Origin of the sequence: Nostoc sp. PA-18-2419 (assembly GCF_005869855.1) — a bacterium.
In the GTDB taxonomy this organism is placed as follows: Bacteria; Cyanobacteriota; Cyanobacteriia; order Cyanobacteriales; family Nostocaceae; genus Nostoc.
The window spans coordinates 1-21,052 of the sequence record NZ_SZNH01000043.1 but is presented as its reverse complement, the minus strand read 5'-3'; the positions used below and the strand labels follow the sequence as shown (position 1 = coordinate 21,052).

The window sequence follows — 21,052 nt, the reverse complement described above, 5'->3', positions numbered from 1 at the left end:
TTTTACACAAAATTTTATTAAATCAGCCAAACTAAACTTTTGTTTAAGCAGATTCCTTTGCGAGTTGCAATTTTTGGTTTTTACGTTTGCGTATAAATAACCCACCTACAGCTAGCATACCTAAAGTAACACTGGGTTCAGGTACACTTTCAACACGGAATGTATGGTTGTCACTTTCAAAACCGCCACCTTCTGTCTGAGAAATGACAATTTTATTAAACTTGTCATTCCCACCTTCTGAGAAAAACTCAAAGAAGCCATTCTTTTGACCACCATGTTGGGAGGCTCCAACAGTTGCTATTGCATCCATCATGTTATAGGTTAACTCTTTTATTAAGGTAGTTCCGTTGAAGAATTTCAAAGTATTACCTCCGCTGAGAGCGCCCGCATCAAAACCGAAATAACTAAAAGTATTATTACCCTGAGCTTCAATGATGGTATCGCTATCAGAGAAAACTGCTAAATAATCAGTTTTGTTGACTTCTGCGTTAGCGCCAGAAGGTGCCCAAACGTCGGAGTAAATACCAGTTTGACCAGAATAAGCTGTTGTAGAATAGCTACCTTTAGAAAAAGAATATTTCACTAAGTCATTGCCTGGTACTTTACCATCATTAAAATCAAAGGTTGTATAACCTGCTTTATTAACATTCTGAGAAAAAACGCCTTCATTTACTTTTGTATTGTCGCGGTAAGATCCAGCATGATATGTCAACCCTAAAGCATGTGCTGAACCAGCATAACTAAGAGAAGCGATTGTAGAGAGAGCAGCAATACAAGCAATTTTCTTCAAAGACATGATTATTTAGTTCCTGTTTTTTCTTTGTTCTAGACGAATTATGTGATTTACTCGCTACGAAATAACAGGGCATAATCACTAGATTTATGTTTTATCCTCAAATTAATAGTTAAGTAACTTTTTAAACAAATATCATCTAAAAAAAGTTATTTATACTGATATAAAAATAAAGTTAATATCTGAATTTTGAAAGCAATTATAAAATCTTCGTGAGATAGCATCTTCTACATAAAGAAACTGTATTTTTGCTCTTGCTCTCTTTAAGCAAAGACGAAGACGACAACTTCTTGTGATGAAGGAATAATTAATAGGCGTTTGTTATCTTCGGCTTTCTCACTCCATCGGCTATCTTAACGTGAGTTAAACGAGTCATATTGTGTCTATCTTAATTAGCCGTAAAAAACTCCTTACGTAAATTATCCGTCTTTCCTATCCATGAGTGAACAGTGTTCGCCTGTTTTGTTCTCATTTCTCTAAAAACATTGTTAATTTGTCAATGCGTAAGTCTTACTTGTGTGATTCAGAAATCACAGTTCACATGCCAGGAGGACAAATTGCGATCGCCATTAGTGATGGTATGGTCACAATGACCGATGCCGTCACCAAAGTAGCTGACGGCTTAATGTCCTCAGAGATATTCGAGTATTGAATATTGGGCATTGGGAATGTGGGGAGATGGGGTGATAGGGTGGTGGGGTGGTGAGGTAAAATTTTCTCCTCATCCCCCTCATCTGGCCATCTCACTGTGTTGGCAGTTGTGTATGTGTAGTCGAGTACTTTGCCACTATGCCAGAAATCTCAGGGTTGTAAAGTCTCAGATAATTCCAGTAATTCCCAAATACTTGACGCACATAATTTTTAGTTTCATCAAAGGGAATTTCTTCAACAAACTCATCTGGGTCTTGTGTAGTTAGAGTTTGTAGCCATTTGGAGACATTACCAGGCCCAGCGTTGTAACTGGCGATCGCTAGCAAAGAATTATTGTTATATTGCTGATGGGTATGATCCAAATACCATGTACCCAGCATGATGTTATCATTGGGATTTTCTAAGTTTATTGTTTTGCTATCCACCTTAATTTGTGGGGCGATCCATTGAGCTGTACTCGGCAATAGCTGCATTAAACCAGTAGCATTAGCAACAGATTTAATTTTTGGTTGAAACCTGGACTCTTGACGGATTAAAGCAGTGACTAACAGGGGATTGAGTTGACGCTCAGTAGACCACTTTTCAATCTCTCGCAGATAGGGAAATGGATAACGGGCTTGCCAATAATAAATTTGTTTGCTTAAAGTTTGATATTGGGCAAGTTCAGCTGGTATTTCCCGGTCTTCCAATTTAGAGATTTTGTCAATTCCGATGAGATTCTCTCCCCTTGCCAGTTGCATCAATCCTTCAGTAAATTGCTCTGCTACGGTTGGCTGAATTTTGTTTTGAAATTCTGTTTCCCATTGCAACCAAGCATCGCGGTCTTGCCCCAACAGATACAATTCTTTGAAAGTCTCCGAACCCGCAGGAGGTAATGCACGCTGGGGTGCGATAACTTCTGGGTTCATTGAGCGCACGTTGTCAAAGTTGCCGACATTCAACCCTAACATTGTTGCTGATCGCCATGCATAGTAAGAGTAGGGAAACTGGCTAATCACATATTGATAAGCAGTTTGAGACTCCTGCTGTTTTCCTAATGAAGCTGCCCATTTACCTACCCAAAAGCCTGCTCTGGGAGCCAAAATACTGTTGGGGTTATTGGTGACAATTGGTTCTGCCCATTGCCATGCATTGATGTAATCTTTGGCTTTTGCTTTATCTTGGGCGATTTTCCAGCGATACTCTGCGGCTTCGTCAGAATTACCGTACTTGCCTAAGAGTAGTTGCCAAGCTGAGCTAGCTGACTTTTGATCCTTGATTGCTTGGAAAGTTTTGGCTTTTTGTACTAGTGCAGTACTAGCTTGTTTAGGAAATTTATTAATTACCTGGTCAAGATAGGGTAAGCCGTCTTTAGGAGTTTTTGCCGTTTCTGCTAGTCGCAGTAGTGCATTCCCAGTTTCCTCTGTATTTGGAAATTGTTGCACTAGTTGTTTGTAGGTGGCGATCGCTTTTTCTTTATCTTTGCCTCCTACCTGTAATCCCCGTGCGGTGCGGTAGAGGTTGCGGGCTGTTTTGGGTGCTTTAGCATAAGCATTCGCAGCTTTGAGAAATTGATTATTTTCCCAATAAGCTGTACCAATGAGTTCCCAGTCTTCTGGTTTGAGGGTAGGTTGTTTGACTAATTGATCCAAAACCCCCACTATGCCTGGTTGGTCGTAAGCGTATTTTGCCAAAATCAACTGTAATTTTGGCTGATTGGGATTTTGTTGCAACCGTTTGCGGATAATTTCCCAAGTTAGAGGATGGGAAGGAAATTGAGCGATCGCGGTTTCCTGTTCGTTTGGTTGAGCAATTAGATATAAGGCTTTGACTGCGGCTGCTTCTTTGGGATAAACTTTCAGAACTTTTCGCCTGAGATCCGAAGCTTTGCCGTCTTCACCCAGCATATCTTCTGCCTGGGCTTGTTTTAGCAAAATATAAGGTGCCAGAATAGGATAGTCTTTTTCTAGTCCTTGCAGTAGAGCCAGGGCTTTTTTTCCCTGAGTTCTTTCAATGTAATCACTCGCCAAAAGATAACGAGCGCGATTCCTGTCTGGCGATTGCGACTGTTGGGCAATCGTTGTTAGTTTCGCTGCTCGTTCTGGCAAAGATTGCTCAATCAGTGGAAAGACCGCTGATTGAGCAACGCCAGCCTCAGATGTTTGCTCTACCTGATTTCTACCTAATTTGAGCCATCGTCCTAGAGATTTGCCAATCTCAGGCGCCGATACCATTGCCCCAGCTGAAAAGGCAAACAGTGCCGCAGCCGCAATTATTGAGATTTGCTTTTTTTGTAGTTTCTTCAGCATGAATACTCGCTGAAAATTTCCGATGAATTTCTTGAAACTTTAACACTCCTAGCCACCAGTGTTACCTATATTTTAATTTTAGATTTTTAATTTTATGTAGAAAAATACTAATCTTCAACCATACTGCTAATAGTACTATTTAGCACATGTTAGTACGTATTGTGGCAACTGTGCGACATCTAATTTTGTTAGAGTATTACATAAAAAGTTACATTTTTTACAGTAATGACTTACTTTTTCTCACCAACACAGCGATGGAGTTGGGGTATAAGTTTGATAATGACTAAAAAATTAAGGACTTTCAAATAAAAAAATTTCGCATCGTTCAGAGTAGCAGAACAGGGAAAGGAAAAGTCATAATCAAGTCCATAAAATAGATAATTTATTTTTTAGATTTTCCTGATTGTAAAAAGTTAATATGCAACACCATCGTATTAGTTCAAATATCTAATCATAAAATATGAATATGAAAAAAGCAATTTTGTTATTCCCATTGCTAGTACTTTTATCAACATGGTTAGTAAATTCAGATAGTGTTTGGAAATATCTTTTCTTCCTTCGCTTGCCTATATTAGTAGGCTTATTTCTTTTATTTTTTCCTAAACTTGCCAAAGATTGGCTACCAGCCATATTGAAAAATATATTTGTACTTCGTGACAAGTGGCAATTAGCAACTGTAATTGTGAGCGCAATTGGATCTGGGACTTCTGTAATTTTAGTTGCATCTACCATTTTAGATAACGCAGCAGCTCGCTTTACTCTGCGAGCAACAATTAAAATACCTGAAATTTGGCAATATGGAATCGGTATTTTATTAAGCTTATATATTTGCATCGTTGCAATTGACTTGTCTCAAGAGAAGCTGAGTAAATCGGAAATACAGTGGGGAGCATCTGTCGGTGCATTATTAAGCGTTATTCTATTATTTATTATTAGTTTGCTCCGACACTGGTTAAGTTCTAATACTTTTTTAAAGAAGATATTTTTTGATATCCTTTATTTAGTTATCAAAAATGATTCAAATGGCTATATCAATCTTCAAACTGGTGAATTAACTGCTGGGCATTTAACAGCAATTGCTTTTTTAATAATTGCAGGAGCTATCTATATTACAATTGGTTTGCGTTTTGATCCTAAACCACAATCCAATAGACCCGAAGCACCTGCTCTTTTGTATGTGCTACTCATCGCCTCCATGATGGTAATTATCTTTGGAGGAGTCACATTCTATCTTGATTACTTTCGGATTCCCGTATTAATTTTGTTTACTGTTTTCTCTGCTTTAAGCTATTTAGCATTTGATGTCAATCACGTTTATCAACTCAACCCTTTGAAAAATAGTGCAGACAAGAAGAAAGTTGATGACAAGTCTGATAATTTCAAACAAGTGCTAACTCAACGTCTTAAACATCAACAGGGAGAAAACACTTTAGTCATTATTTGTGCCAGTGGTGGTGGGATTCAAGCAGCAGGATGGACAGTGGAAGTTTTGGCTGGTCTTCAAGAACTATTAGGAAAATCATTTACCAAAGCAATTGGCTTGATTAGTTCTGTTTCCGGTGGTTCGGTAGGGTCGATGTACTACTTAGATCACTTTAATAAAGATGGTTTTTTAGAAGAGGAAAAACAGACACAAAAGGGAATTACCAACAATAGTTTTAGTGCTGCTACAAGAGATAGTTTAGATGCTGTTGGTTGGGGTTTCGCTTATTTAGATATATGGCGATTTATCGGGTTTCCTTTTCTAATTCGCCCAAAGTTTGATCGCGGTACAGCGGTTGAGATAGACTGGCAAGCGGAACTGAAGGAACCGCGAAATAGCAAAACCTTAGCGAGCTGGCGAAAACAGATTTTTGATGGCGAAATTCCTATTCCTGTATTTAATGCCACATTAGTCGAAAATGGCTGGCGGTTTTTAATTACTCCGATGACATTTGGCGAAGTTCCTGAGAAAAAGTATATAGACTTCAATAATCTTTATGGAAAACTTGATTATGATATGAATGTTGTCACAGCTGCAAGACTATCAGCAACTTTTCCCTATGTTTCTCCTATTTGTCGTAGTAATTTAAATATTAAAGATAAAAATTACCACGTTGCTGATGGAGGCTATTTCGATAACTCTGGCTTTATCACAGCAGCAGAATGGCTGGATGCACACTTGAATGAATGGCTAAAACCTGAGAATAAATCTGAAAATCAACCTCATAATAGTTTAAATATCAAACGAGTTTTGATATTGCAAATAAATCCTTTTCCAGAATCTCCTCCAATAAAAAAAGTGCGGGGAGATGGAGGCTGGTTTATGGCAACTATCGGCCCATTACTTGCAGTTTTCAAGGTACGTGATTCAGTTTTGGCATCTCGAAATGCTCAGGAAGCTGAATTTCTGGCAGCAAAATGGCACAATAAGGTAGATATTCAATACTTTCCTATCTTCTTCCCCTCCTTCTCTGATACACCCCAAGCATCTGAGGTAACTGCATTTTATAAAAATGGTCAGTATCAACCACCTTTATCTTGGAAATTAACTGATAAAGAGAAACAAGCTATTAAAGATGGTTGGACGGCAATAAAAATAGGAGAGACAATTCAAAATATCAAACAACTGTGGCACAATACCTGGAAGATGTAAAATGCTACAGACTCATTTGTAATTTGTGCTATTTTCTCGCCAAAAAATACACTGCTTTTGATTTTCGGAAAGCTTAAGAATAATTTTTTTGAAGTACTCATCCTTCAATGGAGGTTTACAATAAAATGGGTGTTTGGGTAGTCGAGAAGTATAGTCAAAAAATATTGTGAATCTATCTGAATACAAAGGTATTTTCCCTCGATGGAAGATGTTAGCAGTGTCAGCTATAACTATAGTACCTGCAAGTCCTGTACAAGATTTCCAATTTAATGGTGATATAACCCGTTGCATAGTTTTGTCTGGGATGTAGCCATAGTTATATCTTAGGGAGCGAGCTACTTTTGAATAATAAAATTTGGGAATATATTGAAACGGACCTCCATCATCATTTACATCATTTAGATAAACAATAATTTTTACTACTTTTCGGTCTTCTTTATCTAAATGCCATAGCCTTGATTTTTGTTGAACTTGATTAGCAATATCTCTACGAAAAGAAGGATAATGATAAGCTACTGGCAGACTTAGATAATTTTCAATAATATTGAGTAAACGTTGTTGGATTCCCCAAAAAAAAACTTCTTGATGTTCCATCATTTGCTCACATGTGGCATGAATAATAAATTCATTTTTCTTTCCAGAAATGCTTTTGGGGATTTTTAGCATCAAACTTTGTGCAGCCTGAAACATTTCTGGAGTAGAGGGAATTGAAAGTTCTGCCAACGAAGTTATAACTATTCCCTCACTTTTAAGAGTTTCAAGCAAATTCATATCTGCGGTCGAGATAACAGGTAGATAATCAACATGCTTTTCTCTTGCTGCTTGATAAATAAGGTCAGCTTTATTACTGAACAATGGGAATCGGTAAAGGTTTTCTAAAAACCGATTCCGAACCTTTTTGATAATAGTATTCATCTGGTATATGAGAATTAATTGATAAAAAACTCAAGATATGCACTTTAGCAATTAGAGTTTGGACTTTCACCAATGCGCTTGATTTAATATCAAAATGCTTGATTGGAATTATATTTTCATAAATAGCATAAGCGGAGCCAACCCTAAGCATTAGCTAAAAAGTGTCGAAACATCTAGGTTTAATGCTTAAAATCATACTTAGTATTTGGTATTTTTTCTCAAAGCGTAAGTCATAGTTGATTACTATACTTGGTTAACAAAAATTTTCAAATACTTCTACAAGTAGATTATTAAAAATAAATTTAATAAAAGTTGTCATAATAATTACAATAATTTGAAACTTCTTTATCTAATTGAATTTTAAATTAATTCCTCCAAAAATAAGCGTTAAAATTTCAAATATCAGTATCTATCTTAGGTGCTGTAAATACAGATAAATTTGCTAGTTTAAGTTATCAATATTACAATCAGCTTGGGTTACAGCAATCCGCTATAGTTTAAGGTTTTGCCAATTCTGGAGTCCGTCCCTTCAAACCGATCATCAACTTGAGCGTAAATACTTTTAATACTGGCACTCGCTGCAATAACCATAAACCCAAACGACGAACCAACACCACAGGTAAAAAATTATTAGAAAACATTCGATCTAACAAATCGGTGAAAGCTAAAATGGTCAGGTTTTCTAGTTTGCGCCAGCGTTCGTAACGTTTGAGAATTTGAATCTCGCCAATATCTTTACCCGCCTTGTGTGCTGCTTCTAGTACTTGCGCCAAAGCTGCTGCATCCCGAATACCTAAATTTAAACCTTGTCCGCCAACAGGATGACAGTTGTGTGCAGCGTCACCAATTAATGCTAGTCGGGGAAGCACATACCGATCGCTTTGCATGAGTTGTACCTGAAAAATAAAGCGATCGCCTAGTAGTTCCAATTTACCCATCTGATTACCATAGCGATGGGTTAATTCTTTTAAAAATTGCTCGTTATCTAAAGCACATAAAGCTTTTGCTTCTTCGTGAGGGGCTGTCCAGACAATCCGACAACGATTCCCTGGTAAAGGTAAAATCGCAAAGGGACCGCTAGACCAAAATCTTTCGTAAGCAGTATTATTGTGGGGCTTTTCGGGTTTGACAAATGCGACGATGCAAGATTGCCAATATTTCCACCCAGAGGTTTTGATACCAGCAGCTTGGCGAATCGGCGATCGCGATCCATCTGCGGCTACGAGTAATTTACTCTTGACTGTTTGTAAGCGATCGGCAACTTTTATATCTATTGCTACAGTGTCGCGTTGGTAGTGCGTATTTATTACCTCAGCCGGACACAAATAAGTCACATTTGGACAATCTTGAACAAACTCCTGCAACGGCTGCAACAGCGCTTCGTGTTCCGCTACATAACCCAACTCTGGTGTACCTATATCATCTGTGGCAAATTCCACCACACCCGGATAATCGGCATCAGAAAGGCGAACTCGGCAATATTTGGCGATTTGAGGCAGCATTTTGTCCCAAACGCCAATTCCTTGGTAAATTAGCGACGAAAGCATGTGAACTGCATAGGCTTGACCTTTGGCTACCGCCGTTGATGCCACTTTTGCCTCAATCAGCAACACACTCAAGCCAGAATCTTTTAAGGCGGAGGCTAGAGTCAGCCCAACAATTCCACCCCCAACAATTACCAAATCATATTCGTATCCCCAGTTGTCTGATGATTGGGGAGAGTCAAGAGTTTGATTAAGCTCTGCTAGCGCCATTGTGAAGATAAATTACAGCATCTTAACTCTTATTTTGACGCGATCGCGGCTTTTTGAGCAAGTTGAGAGCAATGAACAAGGGAACTCCAACAAATAAATTATCCCGTTTGAAGTTGCTGACTGACGACTGTTGACACTCAACACTCATCAGTCAACAGCCACCACTGATATTTTTTACAACTCAAATAGAATTGCTATAGTTTCAGTATTCCTGGTGAATAGTTGGAAAATGCTACTAGAGAATTAGACTAATTCCTTCAGTTAGATATATACCAATTGATCACATTAATTGTTAGCTTTAAATAAATATTAAAGGTGAAAAAACATGAATAGGACACTATTAACGACTTTAATGTTTGCATTCTTAGTTTTATTTATCACCTCTCCTTTTGCTGCCCTTGGTAGCTTAATGCTCGTCTTATTAGCTGGGGCATTTTTATTTTTAGTAGGGAATGTGTTCCAAGCACTTGTTGGTGGCAATGCTGACACCAATCAATCATGAAATTACAGCAGTAGGTTTTATAATTGGTAAATTTAGAACGTCATTGCGACTAGAGGAAAGCAATCTTGAAAATGTTGTAATTGCGTCGTTTAACTTCCTTGGCACAGATTACGGGTGATTTACCGGATATAATATTAATTGAAAACACCCGCTGATTAGTAGAAATTACAGCGGGTTTAAATAATACAATTATTTTGCAGCAAAACGAAGACTAAAAGAGATTACATATTTACTACAAACTTTGATAATTAAGAGTAACTATTTATGAACTTTCTTCACTAGATGATGCTTGTGATGTTTGTGATGTTTGTGATGAACTTTGGTAGTTTTTACCTGAGGATGCTGGACAGTTTCAGCTTGAACAGCAGGTACAGAGATGGCTACAGGGGCAGCAAATATTAAAGCCAAGACTAAAGCTTTAGCAAAGTTATTCACTTGAAATTCCTCATCAATTAATCAACAGTCCAACTATCCAATAGGTGTATGTCAGGAGGTTGAAATTGATGTGAATCTTTTATGTATCTTTTGACAGATGTCGGTTAAGAAATGGAGAGCGCCATTAATTGTTCTGCTACTTCAAAATTAGCTGTGACATCTTGGACATCATCTAAGTCTTCTAAAGTGTCAATTAATTTGAAAAGCGATCGCGCCTGTTCGGCATCGGTAACTTCTACACTATTACTAGGAATCCAGCGCAACTGTGCATCAGTTATTTTAAAGCCTTTATCCTTAAGTATCTGGCTAAGGCTTTCTAAATTTCCGATCTCGGTTAGTACTTCAGACACCTCATCTTCAGTCATTTCATAAGACTCAGCACCGCCTTCGAGGGATGCTTCTAAAAGCTGTTCCTCGTCAACCACACCTTCAACGACACAAACCCCTTTTTGGTGAAACATCCAGCTAACACAACCTGTTTCACCCAAATTACCGCCGTTTTTACTAAAAGCCGCACGCAAGTCAGCAGCTGTGCGATTGCGATTATCTGTCAGGGCTTCAACTAAGATTGCTACACCACCAGGGCCATAACCTTCGTAGCGAATTGCTTCAAAATTGGCATTATCTCCACCAAAAGTACCTGCACCCTTAGCGATCGCTCGTTCAATATTATCATTGGGGATACTTGCTGCTTTTGCCTTGTCGATCGCTGTACGAAGTTGAAAATTCATTGCTGGATCTGGCACACCACTTCTGGCCGCAACAATAATTGCTCGGGATAACTGAGTGAAGGTTTTTCCCTTTTTCGCATCTACTACCGCCTTCTGACGCTTAATATTTGCCCATTTACTATGTCCTGCCATAATCTGAAATTATTAAAACTCTACTCAAAGATTAGGATATACCTAGCTTTTGCTTAGATGCAAAGGTGCATTTACTAAAAGGGAGTGCGTATTGGCGACTAGGAACTAGGAATAAATATAGCAATCTTAAATGAGAGTGAAAAATATCGGTGGTGGCTGTCAACACTCAACTGTTAACACAGTTTAATTTGCCACTGGTTCCTCAGCAGGTAAGGTGTGTGCGCTAGCTTCTGGTAGAGGTGGACGCACAGATAAATAAATCAATGAACCAAATAGCGGTATTAAGACTGTTAGCCACAACAACTGCGGATTTTTCCACCCACGACGCGCCATATCATCCCCTACTAATGTGGGAAATAATACACAAAGTAGACAGAAATCTAAACTCATTACATGGATGAAGCGGCTAGTTTGCCACTGTTGTACAAAATTTCCCCAATCGCCTGCTGTTAAGCCGTAGATAACTAGAATCACGCTAGCTACAGTTAAGACAAAGCCAGTGACGCGGGAATCTAGCAGCTTAAGCAAAGTATCCTTTTTACCAACAAACTTCTGATTTGGTTCCCTAAAAGCTAAGTAGGGCAATAGGGCAAAAGCACCAACTGCAAAAGAAGGAATAGCAAATAGCCAAGCAGGTATTTTTTGCCCTCTACCGTCGATAAATACTACTGCGCTGTAGATTGATGGCCAGATTCCCATGAGGTAGAATAAGGTTATTATCAACGGATTAATACCTTGCCACTGACCAATGGACAAGTTTTTAATCAACTCAAATGTGCCGGGTTGTTGGGGAGGCGAGAGCAAAAAAGCATAGACAATGAATCCCAGCCATATTAACCCAAAGGCAATTTTTCTCGTCATAATTTTAGCAATTTAACTGAAAGCTTCTGAGAGGTAATCAGCAGCAGCCGCCACAACAGCGATCGCACTTTCATAATCTAGGCGCGTTGGCCCCAAAACTCCTACGCTTCCTACCGGTACTGAGCCTCGGCGATAGGTGGAAGAAATCAAGCTACAGGTGCGTATCGGTTCTAAAGGATTTTCTGCACCAATGCGAACCGTCACCTTTGATTTACCTGCATCTTCCGACTCTGGTTCCTCAAATATTAATCGCCACAGTTGGTGTTGTTCTTCTTCCAGCAGGTGGATAATTGTTTGCGCTTGGTGTAACTGAGAAAATTCTGGCTGGCGCAAAACTTCTCCTACACCTCGAACCATAATTTGTGTTGCAGTCGGAGCAAGAGTACGACGAGTCAATTCTGCAACTGAATTTTTGAGGAATTCCCCGTAGCGCTGGAATTCTTGATCTAATTGACTCCAGTCGAGATAAGCTAATTCCAACAAACTTCGCCCGCGCAAGTGGCTATTCAAAAAGTTAGAAACAATTTGCAACTCACGATCAATTACCTCTGAATCGCGTTGTGTTTCTTCTGATGCTGGCGACAAATCCATCAATCTGGAATGTGTCTCATAAGCATCAGTCACCACAATCAGCACAATTTTTCCCGCTTCAATCTGCACTAATTGCAAATGTCGTACTAGCGCTGTAGTGGTTTGAGGCATGGTAATCAAGCTAATGCAGCCACTCAAGGTTGCGAGAATTTGTGCAGCTCCTTGCAGTAAAGATTCTAAACTCCAATCTTCCCATTGGAGGCGCTTTTGCAGTGCCACTTCTACTTTTTTAGCTAAATCTGTACCACTTCCCTGCGGGACGCTATGCGAACGTGGAAGCAAGCTACGTGTAGCGTCTTGCAGAGAAGGTGTAATTAGCTGGTCAACATAAATGCGATAACCTGAGTCTGAAGGCACTCGCCCAGCAGAGGTGTGTGGTTGATAAAGTAACCCAGACTTTTCTAAAACACCCATAACATTGCGAATCGTGGCTGAGCTAACACCCAAGTCGTACTCCTCGACTAAAGCCTTTGAGCCAACAGGCTCTGCTGTAGCTATGTAGTGACGTATCGTTGCCCAAAGTATATGCTGTTGTCGATTTGTCAACTGAACTTCCATAGGGTATGTTTTGCTGAGTGCAAATTTTAATCAAACTTTGAAAAAGTTTGGGGATTCGGTGCTATATAGATATTATTAATAATTAATTAAGATAATAAATTATACTATATATATTGTGATAATTAATCCGAAAGTTTACAGATAACACTGTTGAAGCTGTGGTGCAAATATAGTCTCTCTTTCCTACAAAGACTCACGATTCTAGTCTACAAGCTGCTCATTGTCTAACCGTATTTTTGCATAATTATATATTGCAAACAGTATTATTAAATACGTATTTTTTGAGCGATCGCTGCTATATTAAAGTCTAAAAATTCCATACATCTATGCTGAATGTATAAACTCGCAACCTTTCTTAGCAAACCTCCAGATTAATTTACTACTGTCACGATAATAAAAGTCAGATGGAAGAGTGAGTCCCATCTGAGTAATGTATAAGCTTGAGAAGCTAATACTGGGGAATTGAGGGGTCTACTAATTTAGAGTAAGCATCAATCCCACCAGAAATATTTTGCACATTTGTAAATCCTTGAGCAATTAACCACTGGCACATCTGAGCGGAGCGGATACCATGGTGACACAGCACAAGGGTTTCAGCTTGGGGATTGAAGATAGTAGGTACTTGATCTCCCCATTCGGCAAATTCACTCAGGGGTAAATTGACAAAGCCCTCAATCCTAGCGATCGCCAATTCTTGTGGTTCTCGGACATCTACTAGTTGGATGCTTGCATCACCTGAAGCGAGACGTTGTGCTAGTTCCTCTACACTAATAAGGGCAATAGATTGACTAAAAGAGTTCTCTGTCATGGGGCTTTTGTGAACAATTCTAATTCATTTATGGTGACAGAAAATTTCTGCCTTGGCATCAGCATCGATTCTCAACAAGACGCAGCCAGAAGCTAAGGTTTCTGCTTAAATGGCTGTGAACTATCTTTTTTAATAGGTTGCATGTGAATAGACAACGCTCATTCATCGGTTTTATCGTAGCTGGTGCGATCGCAGTATTAGTGATTGCAATCACAGGCTTTTACTGGTTTTTTCCTAAAAGTCCGGCTCAGCTGATTGCTCCTACCTCCCAACCTGGTGCAACAATATTCGTATCGAAACTTGCCCCGGTGATGGTGTCATTACTGACAAATCCTGAACGTTTACAAGCACTGGAGCGTGAAGGCGAACTATCTAAACTCAAAACTAGTTTCTTGGCTAAGAGTGGTATCGATTACCAACAAGATATTAAACCCTGGTTAGGGAACGAAATTACATTGGCTGTTACCACCTTAGATATTGATCGCGACCCAGAAAATGGACAGCAACCAGGGTATCTTTTGGCACTTGCAACTGAGCAATCAGAAAAAAGCCGTGAGTTTGTGGAGTTGTTATTTTCTAAACGAGCGCTAGCTGGCGCCAACTTAGCTGTTGAAGAATACAAAGGCGTAAAGGTGATTTCTGACAACCAAGAAGCGATCGCAGAAAATAAAATCCCAATTCCAAGATCCACAATCGAAAATAATTTAGCTGGTGCTGTTGTTGGTGAAGGCTTTGTGTTGTTTGCTAACGATCCGAAAGTACTAAAAGAGGCCATCAATAACGTTCAAGCTCCAGATTTAAATTTGACTAGCTCCCCTGAATATAAAAAAGCGATCAAACAATTACCCAAAGGAAGTTTAGCTACGGCTTTCTTGAATCTTCCTATGGTGGCAAAATGGCAAGGATTAGAACTGGCAGAGCAAACATATAACAGTGAAATTATTTCCCTGATATTGAATAAAAAAGGATTGCTAGCAGAAACTGCCTTTGTGACTTCATCAGAAATTGTTTCCCCATCTCCACCATTAACTAAATCTGTAGGAGCATTGCAGTATGTTCCAGCATCAGCAGGTTTAGCAATTTCTGGCTTGGACTTGAGTAATTTGGCTAACAGTAATTTCGCCAAACTCTGGAAACAAGCAACAGCAACGATATACGGTTCTCAGGAGAATGTGGTTTCTCAATTTGTAAAACCTTTAGACGAAACTCAAAAACGCTGGGGAATAAATTTGCCAGAGGATATTTTCAGTTGGGTAAAGGGAGAATATGCCGTAGCATTGCTACCTCAAGAGCAAACAACCCCGCATTGGATTTTTATAGCTAAAAAATCTGAGGATGTAGAACAAGGCGTAGCGCGTTTAGACGCCATCGCTTCAGCCAATGGACTCACCATCAGCCCATTGACTATTGACAACCAAAAAATTTCTGCTTGGACAGAGTTAACCACAGCTAGCAAAAAAACCAATGACAAAGACGGAGCATCATTCAACATTGAGACAAAAGTACGAGGAGCGCATACAACCTTAGGAAATTACGAAATTTTTACCTCTGACCTTGAAACAATAGATGAAATTATCACAGCGAAGGATAATTCTTTAATTAATAATCCCAAGTTTCAAGATAGTATTGCTGCGATTCCTCAACCAAACCAAGGCTATATTTATCTTGACTGGACAAAAAGCCAGAATTTATTAGAGCGTCAAATCCCAATTCTCAAACTAGTAGAAGTTTTAGGAAAACCGTTTTTTAATAATCTGCGATCGCTCACAGTCAGTAGTTATGGAACTGACACAAAAGCGTTCAAAGGCGGCGTTTTCTTCCAACTACATAATTCCTGATATTTTCAGACTCAAAGTACAGAAGGTAAAAAACTATTTTACCTTCTGTACTTTCTTATTTGATAAATTTTTTGGAGGCTTTGTGTGCGATTGCAAACCGCTGTTAAATTTACTCGAAATCTAGAAATATTTAATAACTTAGAATTTTGTAGTTGTTTATAGCCAAGTTAATTTTATAAAATATTAATTTAGTTTGTTCCATAAATTTATTATTGCGAGTAGATAATTAAATAAAACAATTACTCAAATCATCCGTTAACGATTTTCTGAAGAACGAAAGATAATCTAGCAATTAACTGCTTACTTTAAAATATATTAATTGTGGCACATTTTAATGTGGCACAATTACCTGAAATTTCACTGTAATCTTCTAACTAAAATATGTATATATCATTACTATTTTCTAAGCCTGTTGGAGGGCTACTATGAAAAACTGTCGCCCCCGACTTCAGTTTCGTGGCGGCTGGCTGTTAGCTATAATTACTACCTTAACAGCTACCCCTGTAATCGCACAAACAGCAAATTTTGGTACTTTAACACTGTCAAAAAACTTTGAGCCAGCACAAGCAAGAGTTGAGGGGTTTACAGGTGGTTCTTATTCCTTGTCTGCCATTAGTAACCGCGATCGCGCTCAAAAAGCCTGTATCGGTTTTGCCGCTCCTACTCCAGATCACATTATGGTTTTGCAAAAAGACTTTCCGCAATTAACAATACAAATTGATAGCAATAACAACGATACCACTTTACTGATTCAAGGACCAGACAAAACGACGATTCGCTGCGGCGATGACACTGGCAAAAGTAAAGATGCTAGCATTAGCGATCGCAACTGGAAAAGTGGCACCTATCGGATTTGGGTAGGCACATTTAATCCTGGGATGAAGCGCGACTATACTCTGACAGTGGAGCAGCAGTGATGCGGATTAGGGACTGGGGAGCAGGGGAGAAGTAGCACTAAGTCTGTCGCCTATGCCTCTATCGCTTTTGCTCCACGCCCAATCCCAATGCCAATTTTTAGGTGTAACACCTGAGACGATAAAATGGGAAAGTAGCTTGTTGTGCTTTTCGAGGGTACTATCTCGTGCTATCTACTCTACGTGCTGACTTTCGTATCATATTTGAACGTGACCCGGCTGCTCGTAACTGGTTGGAAGTTTTATTTTGTTACCCTGGCTTACAAGCCCTGTTATTGCATAGGCTGGCTCACTGGCTCTATAGTGTTGGTCTTCCCTTTATCCCCCGCCTGATTTCTCATTTAGCTCGGTTTTTGACTGGAATTGAAATTCACCCAGGTGCGACAATTGGGCATGGTGTGTTTATTGACCACGGAATGGGTGTAGTAGTTGGTGAAACTGCGATCGTGGGAGACTATGCCCTAATTTATCAAGGTGTCACACTTGGGGGGACTGGTAAACAATGCGGTAAGCGCCATCCTACTGTGGGTGAAAATGTTGTTGTCGGAGCTGGAGCAAAAGTTCTGGGAAATATCCAAATTGGTAATAATGTCCGTATTGGCGCTGGGTCAGTTGTTCTCAGGGATGTCCCTTCTGATTGCACTGTAGTAGGGGTGCCTGGTCGTATTGTGCATCGTTCTGGAGTCAGAGTTAGCCCATTAGAACACAATAACCTACCAGACTCGGAAGCCGAAGTAATTCGTGCTTTAGTAAATCGCATTGAGTTATTAGAAGAACAAATACAAAATCTTCAGCGTACCCATTCTTCAAATCAAAAAACTCCTGTATTAGCAGGTTCTATAGCTTGTATGGAAGCTGATTTATCAGAAAATGCCCCTATGTGTAGACTTAGAGATAAGGCAATACAGGAGTTCCTAGATGGTGCGGGTATTTAGATAAAGTTAGGAGTTAAGAGAGAAGAATAAAAATTATAAATGCTAACTTTGTGCTTTCCAAACTCATAACTCCTAACTAACAAAATTAAGGATTGATTTCTTCACAAAACCATTCTTGATTTTCGTTACGGCGAAAAACTCTTCTATTTTGTGGTTCGCCGCGTAATTCTAAATGGTCTACTTGCACTGGGTCGAGTAACAGTAGACAAAAATTAGGCAGTGGTTGCACAGGGTTGGGTGCTGGTGGCTCAAAGGCTTGTACTTCATTGACTCTAGGTTTACCGGAATGAGGCCAAGCAAACTGCAAACGCGCCGCATCACTCAGTTCTTGCCAAATGGAAATACGTGCTGGCTGTAAATCTTCGTGGGAATTATCATTACCTACCAGAGTCAAACAGCCAGTGATGCGGAATTGTTCTCGTGTATTGGGAAAGTACCAGCAAATTTCTGCCCAAGGTTGTTGCTGTATTTGGTCAGTTTTGGCACTACGGCGATCAATGGCAAATTTTAGCTGGTTGGTTTCTTCTAGAAAGTCGCGAAAGACTAGGGTACGATTTGCAGGGCGACCGTTCGCCTGTACCGTTGCTAGTTGGAGGTAACGAGCATAAGCAAGGCTGCGATTCTGATCGAGGGCATGGGCGATCGCACCTCGCCAAGGAGCAAGAGACATTATACAATTCTGTTGGTAATCTAGCGCCAGGTATTCCTGAACATACTACCACTTCAATACTCCTGGTTGAGCGCCAGTGATTCCTAAAAGTTCTCTAATGCCAAGAAGCTTTAAGATTTTGCTGCTGTAATATATATAAATTCTTAATATAAATAATACCTAATGAGTTCCTTATCCGCTAATCGTGCTAATACCCTCAAAGCTGCTTTTCGTGTTTGTGATGTAGCTCCTCTAGTGACTAGTAGAGATATTGAACGTTATTATGTTAACTTATCAAAAGTTCGCAAGACAGAGGCAATTAATACTATTAAAACTCGCTTAAGTTTTCTGGAACCCGCAGAGTTTTGCAGCCTTTTATTCACTGGACATCGGGGATGCGGTAAAAGTACAGAATTAAGGAAGATTCAGCAAGAATGGGAATCTCAATATAAAGTTATTTATATAGAAGCCGACGCTGAACTAGATATATTAGACGCAGAATACACAGATTTATATTTGGTAATTATTAAGAAAGTTGCTGATGTCTTATACGCATCGGAATTAAATTTTGATGCACAACTTTTAAATAATTTTGAGTCTTGGTTTAAAGAAATTACTCAAGAAACTGAACAAACAGTTGAAAGGTCAGTAAGTGTAGGTGCTGAGGGAGAAGCAGGAATCAAGATTCCGTTTCTTTCTAAGCTCTTGGGTAAAATCCAAGCTCAAATTAAAGGTGCTGATAAACAAAGAAAGACGGTTCGTCAGAATTTACAAAAAGATATTGGTCGTTTACAAGCAGATATAAATTTGTTGTTAGGTGATGCTTTTATCAAGCTTAAATCAAAATATCCTGAATACGAAAAAGGATTTTTAATTATATTTGATAACTTAGACAGAGTGCCTCCGAATGTAGCTAAACATTTATTTTGTGATTATGCATTTCAATTACAAAGTCTACATTGTACGATTATCTATACAGCGCCAATTTCTATAGTCTATTCTGAAAATAATTTGGCTAACACTTTCGATACACCCAATATTGTGCCGATGGTCAACATATATGAGTTTGAACAAGACAAAAACGAGCTAGATTATAATGATGAAGGGATAACAGCAATTACGAGTTTAATTGAACAAAGAGTTGAAGTAGACGCAGTGTTTGAATCGCGTCAACTATTGGTAGATTTAGCGAAAGCAAGCGGCGGTCACATCCGCCAATTGATGCAAATAGCATCACAAGCATTTCTTACAGCAGCAACTCGCAATCGCGAGAAAGTTACTGCTGATGATATCACTTATGCGATTAAGCAAGAGCAGTTTAATTTTGAGCGCAGTATACCAACAGAATACTATTCTGCTTTGGCTGCGGTATATAAAAACAAGGATGTTTCTAAAGATGAAATCGGCAGGTTAATGCTGTTCAATCTTTGGGTTTTTGAGTACAACGGTAAAAATCGCTGGAATTATGTTAATCCAGTTGTGAGGCAAATCCATGCTTTCCAAGAAGCAGTCAAATCAGCCACAAGTAACCCCTGAGTTAAATTTAGAAAAAGAAACTTTTGTGCAAATAAATCAGCAGTCATTAGCGGAACTTTTAACCTTTATTGACTTTGCTGATACTCAGTTAACGATTGGGTTCGTTGCTGTTAATTTTGCAGAAGATAGAAATACTTTAATTGAAATCCTCCACAACCATCCTCTATGTGATGAGATTCAGTTTGAAATTCTTAATTTTGCTGACCCTAAGTTGCGTTTTTTAAGGGATGACATTATTGGTGATTTAAAAGGAATTCATTTAGAACCAGATAAAAAATTAGTTTTAATTGTTATCGGTTTAGAAAAGTCTATTGGCTTGTCTGGAGAATATCCCCCTGTACTGCAAGACTTGAACTTTGTGCGAGACGCTTTTACTAATAGTGTTCCTCACCCTATACTGATATTTTTGCCAGATCATGCCCTAACACGTTTAGCAAAATATGCCCCAGATTTTTGGGCATGGAGAAAAGGAGTATTTTATTTTAAAACAGTCCAGTCTACTCAAGAGTTGGCTATTGAAAAAACTATTCAGTCTGAGAGAATATTAGAAAGTTTAGATTTACCAGAAAGGCAAGAGCGGATTGATTTACTTGAGCGCTTGCTAATGGAAGAATCAACAAATGTACGTAGCCGCATTAATATTTTGAAGGAGTTAGGGGTAGCTTACAGGAGTATTGGTGAGGTACAAAAAGCAGAGGATTTTCTATTAAAAGCTTTGAAGTTGACTGAAGAAGATGAGAATTTAGCAGGAATCAAAGCTAGCGTTCTCCACAATCTGGGTTGGATATATGATGATTTGGGAGAATGGGATAAAGCGATCGCACTCTACAATCAGTCTTTGTCAATAAAAGAACGCATTGGTAATGTCCAAGGGAAAGCGGCAACCTTGCACCAACTAGCACGTATCTACGCTAATAAAGGGGATGTGGATCAAGCGATCGCACTCTACAATCAGTCTTTGTCAATAGAAGAACGCATTGGTAATGTCCAAGGGAAAGCGGCAACCTTGCACCAACTAGCAGGTATCTACGCCAACAAAGGGGAAGTGGATCAAGCGATCGCACTCTACAATCAGTCTTTGTCAATAACTGAAAGCATTGGTGATGTCCAAACCAAAGCGGCGACGTTGCACCAACTGGGAATGATCTACGCTAATAAAGGGGATGTGGATCAAGCGATCGCACTCTACAATCAGTGTTTGTCAATAGAAGAACGCATTGGTAATGTCCAAGGGAAAGCGGCAACCTTGCACCAACTAGCAGGTATCTACGCCAACAAAGGGGAAGTGGATCAAGCGATCGCACTCTACAATCAGTCTTTGTCAATAACTGAAAGCATTGGTGATGTCCAAACCAAAGCGGCGACGTTGCACCAACTGGGAATGATCTACGCTAACAAAGGGGAAGTGGATGAAGCGATCGCACTCTACAATCAGTCTTTGTCAATAGAAGAACGCATTGGTAATGTCCAAGGCAAAGTCAGTCTTTGTCAATAGAAGAACGCATTGGTAATGTCCAAGGCAAAGC

19 protein-coding genes are annotated in these 21,052 nt (G+C 39.2%); 8 read left to right on the top strand and 11 right to left on the bottom strand.

The features are described 5' to 3' along the window. Positions 1–43: 43 nt before the first annotated feature. The gene (locus tag FCR06_RS27905; protein ID WP_138505571.1) at positions 44–796 is read right to left on the bottom strand and encodes a PEP-CTERM sorting domain-containing protein; all 753 of its coding nucleotides are present in this window, start codon (positions 794–796) and stop codon (positions 44–46) included. Between the two features lie 496 nt (positions 797–1,292). Between FCR06_RS27905 and FCR06_RS33115 the strand changes: the two genes are divergently transcribed. Beyond that, on the top strand, positions 1,293–1,445 hold the full coding sequence (locus FCR06_RS33115; protein WP_189523608.1) for a hypothetical protein: 153 nt from the start codon (positions 1,293–1,295) through the stop codon (positions 1,443–1,445). A 91-nt stretch (positions 1,446–1,536) separates the two neighbouring features. Here the strand turns inward: FCR06_RS33115 and FCR06_RS27900 are convergent, their stop codons facing one another. Next, on the bottom strand, positions 1,537–3,732 hold the full coding sequence (locus tag FCR06_RS27900) for a transglycosylase SLT domain-containing protein (RefSeq protein ID WP_138505569.1): 2,196 nt from the start codon (positions 3,730–3,732) through the stop codon (positions 1,537–1,539). Between the two features lie 460 nt (positions 3,733–4,192). Between FCR06_RS27900 and FCR06_RS27895 the strand changes: the two genes are divergently transcribed. After that, entirely contained in the window at positions 4,193–6,367 is a 2,175-nt protein-coding gene (locus FCR06_RS27895; RefSeq protein WP_138505567.1) for a patatin-like phospholipase family protein, read from the top strand. A 12-nt stretch (positions 6,368–6,379) separates the two neighbouring features. On the opposite strand, the gene FCR06_RS27890 is transcribed toward FCR06_RS27895, so the two are convergent. From FCR06_RS27890 to FCR06_RS34445, 3 genes are all read right to left on the bottom strand, one after another. After that, the gene (locus FCR06_RS27890) at positions 6,380–7,282 is read right to left on the bottom strand and encodes a 2OG-Fe(II) oxygenase (RefSeq protein WP_138505565.1); all 903 of its coding nucleotides are present in this window, start codon (positions 7,280–7,282) and stop codon (positions 6,380–6,382) included. Positions 7,283–7,779: 497 nt separating this feature from the next. Further along, positions 7,780–9,036, bottom strand: a complete 1,257-nt coding sequence (locus tag FCR06_RS27885; protein ID WP_138505564.1) for an FAD-dependent hydroxylase — start codon at positions 9,034–9,036, stop codon at positions 7,780–7,782. Between the two features lie 22 nt (positions 9,037–9,058). Beyond that, a complete protein-coding gene (locus FCR06_RS34445; RefSeq protein WP_262984718.1) occupies positions 9,059–9,184 on the bottom strand; it encodes a hypothetical protein in 126 nt (41 codons plus the stop codon). 177 nt (positions 9,185–9,361) lie between these two features. Between FCR06_RS34445 and FCR06_RS33110 the strand changes: the two genes are divergently transcribed. After that, positions 9,362–9,538, top strand: coding sequence for a hypothetical protein (locus FCR06_RS33110; RefSeq protein ID WP_189523606.1), 177 nt, complete (start codon positions 9,362–9,364; stop codon positions 9,536–9,538). Between the two features lie 258 nt (positions 9,539–9,796). Here FCR06_RS33110 and FCR06_RS33105 read toward each other — a convergent pair whose 3' ends face one another. The 5 genes from FCR06_RS33105 to FCR06_RS27865 form a co-directional block, all read right to left on the bottom strand. Next, positions 9,797–9,973, bottom strand: coding sequence for a hypothetical protein (locus FCR06_RS33105; RefSeq protein ID WP_189523605.1), 177 nt, complete (start codon positions 9,971–9,973; stop codon positions 9,797–9,799). 104 nt (positions 9,974–10,077) lie between these two features. Beyond that, a complete protein-coding gene (locus tag FCR06_RS27880) occupies positions 10,078–10,836 on the bottom strand; it encodes a YebC/PmpR family DNA-binding transcriptional regulator (protein WP_138505563.1) in 759 nt (252 codons plus the stop codon). Between the two features lie 183 nt (positions 10,837–11,019). After that, the gene (locus FCR06_RS27875) at positions 11,020–11,697 is read right to left on the bottom strand and encodes a DUF2834 domain-containing protein (RefSeq protein WP_138505562.1); all 678 of its coding nucleotides are present in this window, start codon (positions 11,695–11,697) and stop codon (positions 11,020–11,022) included. 12 nt (positions 11,698–11,709) lie between these two features. After that, positions 11,710–12,846, bottom strand: a complete 1,137-nt coding sequence (hrcA, locus tag FCR06_RS27870; RefSeq protein ID WP_138505561.1) for a heat-inducible transcriptional repressor HrcA — start codon at positions 12,844–12,846, stop codon at positions 11,710–11,712. 448 nt (positions 12,847–13,294) lie between these two features. Continuing rightward, complete coding sequence (locus FCR06_RS27865) at positions 13,295–13,654, bottom strand: rhodanese-like domain-containing protein (RefSeq protein ID WP_138505560.1); 360 nt, start codon at positions 13,652–13,654, stop codon at positions 13,295–13,297. Between the two features lie 143 nt (positions 13,655–13,797). On the opposite strand from FCR06_RS27865, the gene FCR06_RS27860 reads away from it, so the two are divergent. The 3 genes from FCR06_RS27860 to cysE all read left to right on the top strand — a co-directional run bounded on the left by FCR06_RS27860 (position 13,798) and on the right by cysE (position 17,341). Continuing rightward, positions 13,798–15,492 (top strand): DUF3352 domain-containing protein, encoded by a 1,695-nt coding sequence (locus tag FCR06_RS27860; RefSeq protein WP_138505559.1) that lies wholly within the window; start codon positions 13,798–13,800, stop codon positions 15,490–15,492. Between the two features lie 425 nt (positions 15,493–15,917). After that, the gene (locus FCR06_RS27855) at positions 15,918–16,409 is read left to right on the top strand and encodes a hypothetical protein (RefSeq protein WP_138505558.1); all 492 of its coding nucleotides are present in this window, start codon (positions 15,918–15,920) and stop codon (positions 16,407–16,409) included. A 164-nt stretch (positions 16,410–16,573) separates the two neighbouring features. After that, positions 16,574–17,341 carry a serine O-acetyltransferase gene (cysE, locus tag FCR06_RS27850; RefSeq protein WP_138505557.1) on the top strand — a complete coding sequence of 256 codons (768 nt, stop codon included), beginning with the start codon at positions 16,574–16,576 and terminating at the stop codon, positions 17,339–17,341. Between the two features lie 85 nt (positions 17,342–17,426). On the opposite strand, the gene FCR06_RS27845 is transcribed toward cysE, so the two are convergent. Continuing rightward, positions 17,427–18,011, bottom strand: coding sequence for an Npun_F5749 family FMN-dependent PPOX-type flavoprotein (locus FCR06_RS27845; RefSeq protein WP_138505555.1), 585 nt, complete (start codon positions 18,009–18,011; stop codon positions 17,427–17,429). Positions 18,012–18,173: 162 nt separating this feature from the next. Here FCR06_RS27845 and FCR06_RS27840 point away from each other — a divergent pair, with 162 nt between their 5' ends. Continuing rightward, positions 18,174–19,526, top strand: a complete 1,353-nt coding sequence (locus tag FCR06_RS27840) for an ATP-binding protein (RefSeq protein WP_138505553.1) — start codon at positions 18,174–18,176, stop codon at positions 19,524–19,526. Then, positions 19,483–21,021 (top strand): tetratricopeptide repeat protein, encoded by a 1,539-nt coding sequence (locus FCR06_RS33960; protein WP_223280331.1) that lies wholly within the window; start codon positions 19,483–19,485, stop codon positions 21,019–21,021. The genes FCR06_RS27840 and FCR06_RS33960 overlap by 44 nt, the downstream gene beginning before the upstream one ends. The last annotated feature ends 31 nt before the right edge of the window (positions 21,022–21,052 follow it).